Source organism: Tardiphaga sp. 841_E9_N1_2, from assembly GCF_051811065.1.
In the GTDB taxonomy this organism is placed as follows: Bacteria; Pseudomonadota; Alphaproteobacteria; order Rhizobiales; family Xanthobacteraceae; genus Tardiphaga; species Tardiphaga robiniae.
On sequence record NZ_JBPWQC010000001.1, the window covers coordinates 482,799 to 493,970 of the forward strand.

General features: G+C 60.8%; 10 protein-coding genes. 5 read left to right on the top strand and 5 right to left on the bottom strand.

The annotated features are described in order from the left end of the window. Positions 1-50: 50 nt before the first annotated feature. Positions 51-734, bottom strand: a complete 684-nt coding sequence (locus AB8A50_RS02015) for a hypothetical protein (protein ID WP_439076587.1) — start codon at positions 732-734, stop codon at positions 51-53. 331 nt (positions 735-1,065) lie between these two features. Here AB8A50_RS02015 and AB8A50_RS02020 point away from each other — a divergent pair, with 331 nt between their 5' ends. Beyond that, on the top strand, positions 1,066-1,611 hold the full coding sequence (locus AB8A50_RS02020) for a sigma-70 family RNA polymerase sigma factor (protein ID WP_231077390.1): 546 nt from the start codon (positions 1,066-1,068) through the stop codon (positions 1,609-1,611). 2 nt (positions 1,612-1,613) lie between these two features. Continuing rightward, complete coding sequence (locus AB8A50_RS02025) at positions 1,614-2,252, top strand: NrsF family protein (protein WP_439076589.1); 639 nt, start codon at positions 1,614-1,616, stop codon at positions 2,250-2,252. 40 nt (positions 2,253-2,292) lie between these two features. Here AB8A50_RS02025 and AB8A50_RS02030 read toward each other — a convergent pair whose 3' ends face one another. The 4 genes from AB8A50_RS02030 to AB8A50_RS02045 form a co-directional block, all read right to left on the bottom strand. Beyond that, a complete protein-coding gene (locus tag AB8A50_RS02030) occupies positions 2,293-3,621 on the bottom strand; it encodes a flavin-containing monooxygenase (protein ID WP_439076591.1) in 1,329 nt (442 codons plus the stop codon). Continuing rightward, the gene (locus AB8A50_RS02035; RefSeq protein WP_439076593.1) at positions 3,618-4,592 is read right to left on the bottom strand and encodes an NAD-dependent epimerase/dehydratase family protein; all 975 of its coding nucleotides are present in this window, start codon (positions 4,590-4,592) and stop codon (positions 3,618-3,620) included. Before AB8A50_RS02035 ends, AB8A50_RS02030 begins: the two co-directional genes overlap by 4 nt. Positions 4,593-4,782: 190 nt before the next feature. Continuing rightward, complete coding sequence (locus tag AB8A50_RS02040; protein ID WP_439076595.1) at positions 4,783-5,895, bottom strand: DUF2336 domain-containing protein; 1,113 nt, start codon at positions 5,893-5,895, stop codon at positions 4,783-4,785. Between the two features lie 70 nt (positions 5,896-5,965). Beyond that, a complete protein-coding gene (locus AB8A50_RS02045; protein WP_439076596.1) occupies positions 5,966-7,003 on the bottom strand; it encodes a GGDEF domain-containing protein in 1,038 nt (345 codons plus the stop codon). A 662-nt stretch (positions 7,004-7,665) separates the two neighbouring features. Here AB8A50_RS02045 and AB8A50_RS02050 point away from each other — a divergent pair. The 3 genes from AB8A50_RS02050 (at position 7,666) to AB8A50_RS02060 (ending at position 10,798) form a co-directional block, all read left to right on the top strand. After that, positions 7,666-8,235 (top strand): sigma-70 family RNA polymerase sigma factor, encoded by a 570-nt coding sequence (locus tag AB8A50_RS02050; protein ID WP_089266985.1) that lies wholly within the window; start codon positions 7,666-7,668, stop codon positions 8,233-8,235. Next, positions 8,232-8,966, top strand: coding sequence for a hypothetical protein (locus AB8A50_RS02055; protein ID WP_093761866.1), 735 nt, complete (start codon positions 8,232-8,234; stop codon positions 8,964-8,966). Before AB8A50_RS02050 ends, AB8A50_RS02055 begins: the two co-directional genes overlap by 4 nt. A gap of 80 nt (positions 8,967-9,046) precedes the next feature. Then, the gene (locus AB8A50_RS02060; RefSeq protein ID WP_439076598.1) at positions 9,047-10,798 is read left to right on the top strand and encodes a S8 family serine peptidase; all 1,752 of its coding nucleotides are present in this window, start codon (positions 9,047-9,049) and stop codon (positions 10,796-10,798) included. Positions 10,799-11,172 lie beyond the last annotated feature (374 nt).

Genomic DNA, 11,172 nt, shown 5'->3' on the forward strand with positions numbered 1-11,172 from the left:
GCTGCCAGGATCGGCAGCCCCGCGCAATTTGCCCGCTCGGGGGATGGGGTTCAAGCCATAAACATACGGGCCGCAGAGGCCATGGTCAGCAAACCGCCAAATGCGATGAAGATCTTGCCAACAAGGGAGGTCTTGTCCCAGGTCGTGCTGCTCTCGGTGGCGACTTCCGGTGCCGGCGTATCGATGGTGGCCTTTGCGAGCGTCAGCGGCGGCTTGTCGTTGCTGATGGCACGATCGAGGTCGTTGAGCTGGTCAGCGGCAACGAGCTGCGCGTTGCTGGCGCCGGAATCCGGTGACATTGTTGCGGGCTGTTCCTGCTGGCCGCCGATTTGGCCAAGCGCGCCGCCGGCTTGCGATGACATGTTGTAGGTGTTGGTCGCTGCGGTCTCGGAGGGCCATTGCGCATTGGCATTAGCAACCAATGATGGGATGGCGGTATCACTGCTTCCCGGCTTCGCGTCTTCCGTCTTGGCGGTGTCCTCCTCAGCGGGCTTTTTCGACGCCTTGGTTGCCTGCCGGTCGGACTTGCGCGATTTCGTTTCGCTCTTCCTGGCACTGCGGTGTTTGGTGGCCTTTGCGGCTGGTTCGGCGGACGTGTCTGCGGCGCTGCCGACCGCTGCGGCCGGCTCGGATGCCGGGGCGTCGTTTTCGGTCGCGTGAAGCGGTGCCGATGTGCAGATCCACAATCCGGCTGCGATGACCAATGCCGCACGCCCGCTGGCTCTGATGTTCATGGAAATCTCCCCAAAATACCGGCCCCCAATGGCCGCAAGGGAAACTGCGCAGGTGTTCACACCGGGGCAAAAAAAGGGAATCTTCGGACGAGTCCGGCAAAAACGGGGCATGAACACCGCCGCAGCCATCGTCTCCACAGGCGTCGGCAAAAATCTGCCTTTGAAATCAAGGCGACGGATGTCACTCTGACGGTTCGATGTTATGAGCCGGATGTCCTTGAAATCTTCGGCTCAGGGTTGGGGCGCAGGTGAGGGTTTCACGGTTCCGTGATTTTTCTCTCGGCTGACGTAACAAATTGAACTATCCGCCGAATTGGCTTTAGGAGCGCGCGTGCGCGGACGTGACGACGAATGGACCGATCTGATGCGGTCGGCCAATGCAGGGGATAGCGTTGCTTATCATCGCCTGCTGAAGTCGGTTACGCCCGTGCTGCGTGCCGGAGCGCGGCAGGGCCTGTCACGGGCTGGCCAGCCGCCCGATCAGGCCGAGGATATTGTGCAGGACATTTTGCTGGCGGTGCATTTGAAGCGGCAGACCTGGGACGCGAACGCGCCATTCGCGCCGTGGCTGTTTGCGATCGCCCGCAACAAACTGATCGATGCGCTGCGCCGGCGCGGACGTCGGACCTTCGTCAATATCGACGATTTTGCCGAGACGATTCCGAGCGAAGCGCCCGCCGAAACATTGCCCACCGTCGAGATATCCAATCATCTCGCCGATCTTCCGCCGCGGCAGCGCGACGTGTTGCGATCGATCGCGGTGGAAAGCGCATCCATCAAGACCACGGCGTCGAAATTGTCGATGACCGAAGGCGCCGTGCGCGTGGCGTTGCATCGTGGGCTCGCGAGCCTCGCAGCCAAGCTGCGAAAGGATTGACCATGGATACCGATCGCCTGATTCAAACGCTCGCCGCCGACAATGATCAGAGGCCGCGTCCCGTGAGCACGCAGCTCGCGATGGCCTTGTTGGTCACGCTGCCGGTGGTGGCGGCGATGTTGCTGGTGACGCTTGGCATTCGCCCGGACTTCATGTCGGCGATGCGGAATCCGTTCTTCGATACGAAGTTTCTGGTGACCTTGGCGCTCGCCATTCCAGCCATCGTGATCAGTGTCCATCTGTCCCGGCCCGAGGCGTCGTTGGGGCGCTGGATCTGGCTGTTATTGTTGTCGCCGTTCATTCTCATCGTTGCGTTGATCGTCGAAATGACGATGCCGCAGCGCGCGCCGATGATGGTGCGCATTATCGGCAGAAACTCGTCGCTGTGTTCGGCGGCGATCACGTTGCTGTCGCTGCCGATCCTTGGCGGCGCGATGATTGCGCTGCGCCACGGTGCGCCGTCACGCCCCGCCATTGCCGGTGCGCTCGCGGGATTGATGTCAGCCGGGCTAGGGGCGACGTTTTACGCCGCGCATTGCGCGGACGACTCGCCGCTGTTTGTCGCGACCTGGTACACGCTCGCAGCCCTCGTCGTGGCGGCGCTGGGGGCAGCCATCGGTTCGAAAGTACTGCGCTATTGAGCAGCGCGTGAGCCACGCGTTCCGAGAAAAATGAATCCGGTCAGGCCGATGCCACGGCCGCATGACGGCCGCTCGCTGCCTTCGCGATGTCGCCGTTGAGCTCGCCGGCATAATCGTTGAAATCGACTTCCAGCGTGTAGCGCGCTGAATTGAGCCAGGTGCTGATCTTCCTCTGGTGGAAGTCGCGGACCTCCAGCGCCATGTCGCCAGGGCTGGGCAGGGCGACCTTTCCGGTCAGCACGGATGCGATCCATCGGGCCTGGATTTCGACCAGCGGTATGGTCGGCCCGATGGGCTGGACCAATCCGGCAAAGAACAGGCCGGGCCGGTTCGGCGGCGTGATGCGCCGATAGAGATCAACCATGCCACCGTCTTCCGGCACCGAGAAGATCTCGGGCGCGAGGAACGGGAAGCTGGTCTTGTAACCGGTCGCGTAGATCACCGCGTCGAAGCTCTCCTGGGTGCCATCGGCGAAGGCGATGGCGTCCCCCTCCAGCGCGGTGACGTTTGGCTTGATGCTGATCCAGCCATGGCCGATATAAGGCAGCAACTCCTGGCTCAACGTCGCATGTTCGCGCCACATGGGATGTTTCGGCTTTGGCACGCCGAAGCGGGTCTGATCGCCGACGGCGAGATAGATCAGCCGTGCCATGATCATGCGCGTCAGCAGTGTTGGGAATTTCAGTTTGCGCGCGAAGAAGGCCGGCCAGCGATCGATCGGGATGCCCATCATGTATTTCGGCATGATATAGGCGCCGGTTCGCGTGGACAGCACGACGCTGCTGGCACGTTTGCAGAGATCGACGGCGATATCGACGGCCGAATTTCCGATGCCGACGACCAGCACCTTCTTGTCTTCGAATGGTTGCGCGGTGCGATACTGGCTGGAATGAATCGCCGTGCCGTTGAATGTGCCCGAGAAGGTCGGCCAACGCGGATCCCAGAGATGACCATTGGCCACGATCACCGTCTTGTATTCGCGGGTGCCTTCCGTCGTCGTCACGTGCCAGCCGTCGTCGCTCTTTTCGACCGAGGTCACTTCGCAGTTGAAGCGGATGCGAGATCGTGCGCCAAATCGGTCGGCATAGGCTTCCAGATAGTCCAGCAACTGCTGATGAGACAGGAAGTCGGGCTTGTCGGCTGGAATCGGAAAATCGGAATAGCCGAGATTGTTGCGGCTGGTGTCGATATGCAGACTGCGATAGGCGCAGGACAGGCCATTGTCATTGCCGTAGCGCCACATCCCGCCGATATTTGAGCCCTTCTCGTAGATGTCGAAACTGAGCCCCTTGTCGTGCAGGGCCTTGGCAACGGCAATACCGGATGAGCCGGCGCCAATGATGCAGATGTCGGCCGCGGGCTCGATCATGCAGCAGATTTTTCGGCAAGACGCTGGCGATACTGGCTCACGATGTCCTCGAAACTCTTGTCAGCGACGACGCCGAGGGATGGCGCGCGGGTGGAGATGAAACCTTTCGGCCAGCTATCGACGATCTTCTTGAGATCGGGATCGGGGGCATAGGTCACGTTCGGCGTGGTGTTGGTGACACGTGCAATCGATTCAATAATGTCGTCCATGCTGATCGTCAAAGCAGGCTGATTGAGCGCGCGTTTGCCGCGCATTTTGGCTGGATCGGCATTGTGAAGCGTGATCAAATTCTGCGCAACGGTCTCCACCGAAACGATCGGCACTTTCGTGTCCGCGCGCAATGGGCAAATCGACGGCTTTCCGGCGACGCCATCACGAACGATGCCTGCGATACGGTCAGATACCGACTGTGTTGGCGGGCCGGGGTGCACCAGCACGATCGGCAGGCGCAGGGCGCGTGCATCGACCATTCCGTGACGTGTGGCGTCCGCCAGCATCAATTCGGCGATGGCCTTGTGCGTGCCATAGGAGGTCTGCGGCCGCTGCAAGTGGTCGTCATCGACATGATCAGGCAATAGCCCGCCGAAGACCGCGATCGAGCTTGGAAAGATCAGGCGGGGCGGAGCATCCTTCGCGCCGATGGCGTCGATCAATTCGGCCAGCGCCGAGACATTCACCGCCAGCGCGCGTGCCGGGTCCTGTTCTGCGGCGCTGGTTAGCACAGCGGCGAGATGAAACACGCTATGGGGCTTCCATGCAGCGATCTGCTTCAGCGTATCGGGGGCGTCGATGCCGGCTTGCAAGTGCCTCACACGCAGGTCCGATGCTGGCGGCAAATGTATGTCGAGAAGGAGGAGCTCCTCGATTGTTTCGCTTGCGCCCACAGCATTGGTGAGCGCGCTTGCTTGAAGCAGCGCAGAAGTGAGCGTTCTGCCGATGAAGCCACCGGCGCCTGTAATCAAGACGCGCATGAATCCCGCCCTGCTTGATGCCAACCCGTTCCGGCGTTGCTCGCCGTGATCGAGGCATCACTATCAGCGCCTTCACCGGCAAGTCGATGCCTGCTGACGGAATGGCTGCTCAGCGCAATTGGCGTTGCCGCGCTCGGTTGCAATGGCCAGACTGTGGCCATTCGCGTGGAAACATGTTGACTGACAAACGTCAGGCGGCAGGTAGGTCGGACGTTGCCTGCTGCATACGGTGGAAACGCAGGACTTGTTGCGCCGCGGAGATGCGGAGGCGCTCATAGGTCTCGCGGTCGGTCGCGCTGTCAGACATTTGCGCTCCAGCGAGTTGCTCGCGCATGTTGATGATGGTCTTGACGGTCTTCCATGAAAAATTCGCGACCTTGCACAGAATGAAAATGCCCTCGCTGCGGGATTCGACCATCATGGTTTCCGCGACGGAGATTGGCACGTTGGCCAGGCACGCGAGCGCGGCGTTAGCCTCGTCGAACTTGCCGGCTTCGGCGAATTTCGCCACTTCGTTTTCATCCAGCCGACCGTCTTCAAACAGCGAGCGTACGAGACCATGGGCTATGACGGTCTGCTGACTGATGCTGCCTGGTGCGGAGCGTGCCCGCCGCGCGACCTGCTGAACCACCAGCGATATGTCAGCGGCGTGGTGGACGTGGGCGGCTTCCAGCTTCGCCCGGACCGAGGCCGACGCCTTGGCGACGAGCTTCAGATAGTGGTGGCGTGGAATGGAGGGACGCAGGCCAACACACGTCGCAATCGTATCGTTGCCGTCAGCGCGGGAGAGCAGGGTATTGTAACCGCGCTCTGAAATGTCGGCGCCGTGGTTGTTGACGGTGTTGGTGACGACGGCGTCGTTGCCGCGTTCGACGAGAACATCCGTCAGGGCGCCGCTCAAGACCTTGCGTGTCGAAATCGCGAGCAGATGGTCCTGACTCTTGGTGCGTGCATTTTCGATCAGCGCATGGTCGTCGAGCTGCTCCGATTGGGAGAGCACCGGGGCGGCGACCTCGATCAAATCATCGAATGCGAGAGTCCGAACGACCCGGGGCGGTGCGACAGAGACGGGTGCCAATCGCTCGGCCAGAAGGGCCCTTGCAGACGCTTCCATATGTGTCAGCAGGCAATCGAAGATGTCGTCGAATACTGCGATCTGCGCGTCGGAGTAATCCACGGCATTGTTGACGAACAGATCCGTGACACGGCGCAGCGTTTCCACGCGCCGTGCGACCGTTCCGTGGGCCAGTGCGGCGTCAAGTTCGTCGAGTAAATTTGCCGATAACGGTGACTTCGAAGACATAAATCAAATCCCGTAATTCTAATCGTGTCCTGCCGCTAATATGTTGCGGCCAGGGGGTCGTGAAATTCGTTCAGGCGCTTGCAATTCGATTTCGTCCGCGCTCCTTGGCGGCATAGAGTGCGCTGTCGGCGCGTGCGAGTAAGGTGTCTGGCGTGTCGTTCGGACCCAATGTCGCAACGCCGCCCGAAATCGTCACGGTCAAGCCGTCGGAAAATGCGCTCCAATCCAGGGCTTCGACAATCCCTCGCAAACGGTCGAGCATTTGCACGGCCTTGTCATGCGGCGTGTCCGGCAGCACCAGCAGGAATTCCTCGCCGCCATAGCGGCCGAATTTGTCGATGCTGCGGATATTGGCGAAAATGGTGATGGCGAAGGTCCGCAGCACTTCGTCGCCGGTTGGGTGTCCGAAATTGTCGTTAATCCGCTTGAACCAGTCGAGATCGATCAGCGCGGCGGTGCAGGGTGTGTTGCTGCGCTGTGCGCGGATGATTTCATCGTCAAGCAGCCGCATGATGCAGCGGCGATTGAACGACCCCGTCAGTTCATCGAGTTCTGCGAGCTCTTCGATGCGCTTGTAAGCGGCTTCGAGCTCGACGCGCCGCCGAAACAGCGCGTCGCGTAGCGAGCTGGAGAAAATGCCAATGAACATGCTGCGGGCGATGGTCATCGAGAATGTCAGCAATGTGCCGAAGCGTTCGATCGAGTTGCTGGAGGGGAGCGTCAAGGGCAGATCGACGAAGAAATACAGCAGCGCGAGGCCGCCGGTCATGACGGTCCAGGCGCCGACACCTTCACGGGGCGAGGTACGCAAGGCGATGACATTGGCCACAAGAAACAATGCGCAGAGAAACACGACGGCGACATTGGGCGCTGTGTAAACGAAGGCGAGCAGAAGTGCGTAAGTGACAGCCGTGTAGGGCGCTGCGAAGAAATGATCGCGCCAGTCATCCGTCAAGCCGCTCTCGGAGATCGCGAGGAAGATCAGGACAGAGGCAAAAGCGCAGCCGGCATAGGCCGCGACGGTGGTGCCATCGATAGTGCCTGCTGCAAGGAAGACGAAAAGCAGCACGACATTGACGGCATGACTGGCAGCCGCGAGTGCGAGCATTTGCCGTCGCCGCTTCAGGCGACGTGCCAGCATATCAGACCGCAACTCTCCATCGACGGCTTCGAAGTCGCCGTTGACTGGATTCAAGACTGATGAAGCGGCTGCGGTCATTGAGCCCATCGATGGGTTTCGCTGACGAAACTCTAGTGCTCAAAGCCTTTAGGTTTGGTATCTATTGCCGCAAGTCAAATCTGGTAACCGGCTACTCATTTGCTGCTCCCGGCGACATCTGTCGACAGATCGCGTGCAGCGGGACTGCCAGAAGGTTTCAAGAATAGCTTTGTTGTTTAAGTAAAAATGCCCGGACCGATGACGGGCCCGGGCGAGTTGCCTTGATGTGGCGGACAAGCCGCCAGGACAAGTTACGGTATTCATTGACGAGGGTTTCGGGATATGGCTGCAAAATGCAGGTTCCGCCGTCTCAAGGCTGTTCCGGAAGCCACGACTTGGTAAGGTTGCCGCGTGAATCGCTGGCGTTCGGGTCGGAAATGCCCCAGCATTATGCTACCTGTTACCCGTTCCGCCCAAGAATAGGGCGGTAAAAGCCCGTTCGGCGCGGCTAAAGCAGCCGCGACCGGTATATTCCTGCCCATTCGAGAAGATTTTATCTTGTCAATCGAACCTCTTACATCCTCATTCAGACCAACCTTGCGAGACGGGCAGTGAGTGCAACACAGGCGGCATCGGATGAGATTCTGATCGCCCGGATTGCGCAAGGCGACCGTCTTGCCATGCAGGTGCTTTATGGCAGGCACCACGTCCGGGTGTTTCGCTTCGGCCTTCGGCTGGTGCGGAACGAACAGATTGCTGAGGATCTTATCAGCGAAGTGTTCCTGGATGTGTGGCGGCAGGCAGGCAAATTCGAAGGTCGTTCCGCGGTCTCGACCTGGCTCCTGGCGATTACGAGGTTCAAGGCGCTGTCCGCGCTGCGCAAGCGCAAGGACGCCGAACTGGACGACGAGACGGCCAACGCGATCGAGGATACGTCCGATAACCCCGAAGTGTCGGTTCAGAAAAAGGATACCAGTGACGCGTTGCGGAAGTGCCTGACATCCCTTTCGCCCGAGCATCGGGAAATCGTCGATCTCGTCTACTACCACGAGAAGTCCGTGGAAGAGGTGGCCGAGATCGTCGGAATTCCCGAGAACACCGTCAAGACGCGCCTGTTTTATGCGCGCAAGAAATTAGCCGATCTGCTCAAGGCAGCCGGCATTGAACGAGGCTGGCCATGATGGCGATGAGCAACAAAGTGCCGACCCAGGAGCCAGGCGAGATCGAGGCATTGCTGCCTTGGCACGCCGCGGGCACGCTCAACGCGCGTGATGCGCGCCGCGTCGATGATGCACTGGCCAAGGATCCGGAGCTGGCGAAGCAATATGCCGTGATCCAGGAAGAATATGCGGAGACCATTGGCCTCAATGAGAGCCTCGGTGCGCCGTCCTCACGGGCAATGCAGAAGCTGTTTGCTGCGATTGACGCCGAGCCGGTGCGCAGCGGATCGACATCGGTCGGTCTGTCGGCGCGGATTTCCGGATTTTTCGCATCGCTTTCGCCGCGGACGCTGGCGGCTTCGGCCGCTGTTGGCGCGCTTGCGATCATGCTGCAGGCAGGTGTGATTGGCACCGTGCTGATGCAGCGCGATACACACTCATTCCAGACCGCATCCTATGAAGCCGCGCCGTCGCCAGCGAGTGCACCGACCACTGTCACCCGGTCGCTCGCGCCGGCACCGGCCTCGGTAGAAGCTCCGACGCGCCTGTTCGTCCGTTTTGCGCCGACTGCGCGGGTGTCGGACATCACAGCGTTGCTCGACGGCTATCAGAGCACGATTGTTGACAGTGGCAAGGACGGGCTGTTCCGGCTGCAGTTCGGCAATCGGGTGATGACCAAGGACCAGATCGCCGGGCTGATCCGCCGGCTGGAGAACGAGAAGATCGTCAGCATGGCGGTTCAGGCGCAATAGGCGCCGTCGGTTGATCCGATCCGCATTGTGCGTGCGAGGCCTGTTCCATGAGACATGATCGTGGTGCCTCCGGACCGATAATGAAATGCACGGCCGCTGTGCTTTCGCTCGCCGTCGCATGGCCGTTCAGCCTTTCGGTCGCTGGCGCGCAGAGCATGATGCGCTCGCCGAGCCTCAATATCGGATCGCGCGTTCCCACGATCGCACCCAGCACAACGCCGCGCATCAATCCGAACATCGCTGCCGGGGCAGGTCGCATCGCCGGCCGCGGTCCGAGTATCGCGAGCCGCGGACCCATTGCTGGTCGCGTCGGTATTACCAGCGTCGGTCCGCGCGGTGCGGCGATCGGGACGACAGCCAGCCGGACACCGCCGATATCCTCGCGGCCAGGGCGTACGCCGCCGCCGAAGATCGTGGGCGTGCTGCCAACCATTCCTTATGTGCGCTATTCCCCCAACACCTATCCGAGCTGCGCCTATGCCAATCGCGCAGCATCCGGCGAATGCAACGAGAAGCCATTCGTTGCTGATCTGGGCGGCGGTGGCCCGACGCCGCGCAGTCAGAATGCGGGTGGTGGACCGCGCAGCAATGGCCCGCAGGCGGGCCTCAATACGCGCTATGTCCCCCGGCAGATTGTCGCCGAACTCGACAGCGCGCTGACGCCCGACCAGACGGATGCGCTGGCGCGCCGTCTGCGCCTGGAGCGTCTGTCGTCGCAGGATTTTCCGCTGATCGGCGCGACGATCAACCTGTTCCGGATCACCGACAATCGTTCGGTCGAAACTGTCGAGTCCCAGATGCGCGCCGAGGCTGACGTGCGCGCTGTGCAACCCAACTTCCGCTATGTGCTGCAGGATCAGGTGACAACGCCGGCACTGGGCGAGGGCGATCCCGCGCAATATGCGCTGGCGAAGCTGCGTCTGCCCGAGGCGCACAAGCTGTCCGCCGGTGCCAATGTCACAGTTGCTGTGATCGACTCTGGCATCGACGTCGCGCATCCCGAACTCGCCGATGCCGTCGTGGGTTCGTTCGATGCGCTTGGCAGCAAGGAAGGTGCGCATGTCCACGGCACTGGCATTGCGGGTGCGATCGTATCGCATGCGCGGCTGATGGGCAGCGCGCCGCGCGCGCGCATCTTGGCCATTCGCGCTTTTGGTGTGTCGCAGGGCGGTGCCGAGAGTTCGTCTTTCGTGATCCTCAAGGGTATCAACCACGCGGCCATGAATGGCGCCCAGGTCATCAATATGAGCTTTGCCGGCCCGCAGGATCCACTGATCGAGCGCGGTATTGCGGCGTCAGCCAGCAAGGGCATCGTGATGGTCGCGGCATCAGGCAATGCCGGCCCGAAATCGCCGCCGCTTTATCCCGCCGCAAGCCCCAGCGTGATCGCAGTCAGCGCCACAGATGCCTATGACAGGCTGTTCACTGCGTCGAACCGTGGCAGCCATATCGCCGTGGCTGCACCTGGCGTCGATATTTTCCTGCCCGCGCCGGACAACAAATATCAGATGACGTCCGGCACCTCGTTCTCGGCCGCCTATATCAGCGGGCTCGCCGCATTGATGATCGAGCGCAATCCGCAACTGCGGCCGAACGAAATCCGCAGCATCCTGATGACAACCGCGCGTGATCTTGGTGCGCCCGGCCGTGACGACCTGTTCGGTGCCGGAGCGGCGGATGCCTATAGTGCGGTATCGGCAGTGCAGGGCGCTCAGCAACCCGTGGCGACAGCGCCTGCGCCTGTCACGCCTGTTGTCGTCACCGCGCCGGCGCCGACGACGCGTGCGGTCGAGGCATCGTCGCCGTCGATGGCGTCAGACGTCCAAAAATAATCTCCTGATCGTTGAACGTTTGGCCGGGTGGACCGGACATATGGATGTGGGAGCGGCATTCCCTCCCCAACGAGGCCATATCCGGCGCATGCGCCCAAACATTCGCGCCGGTATAGCTTGACCCGTCCGGTTGTCCCCCCGGACGGGTCTTTCGTTTTTGTTAACCAAAAATTTTAACCTTCAGGTCATAGATTGCCGTGCATGGCCCGGCATCGAGCAAGGCTCAAGCAAGGCTTGACTGCAATACCTCAGGTTTGACGGGGCTTTCTCACGTGTTTCCAACGCAATTGTCCAAGTTTGACCACATTGCGCTGGACCCCGAAAACTTTTCCACAGAAACTCTCCAAGTATTGGTGAGTGATTCGTTTGTTGCT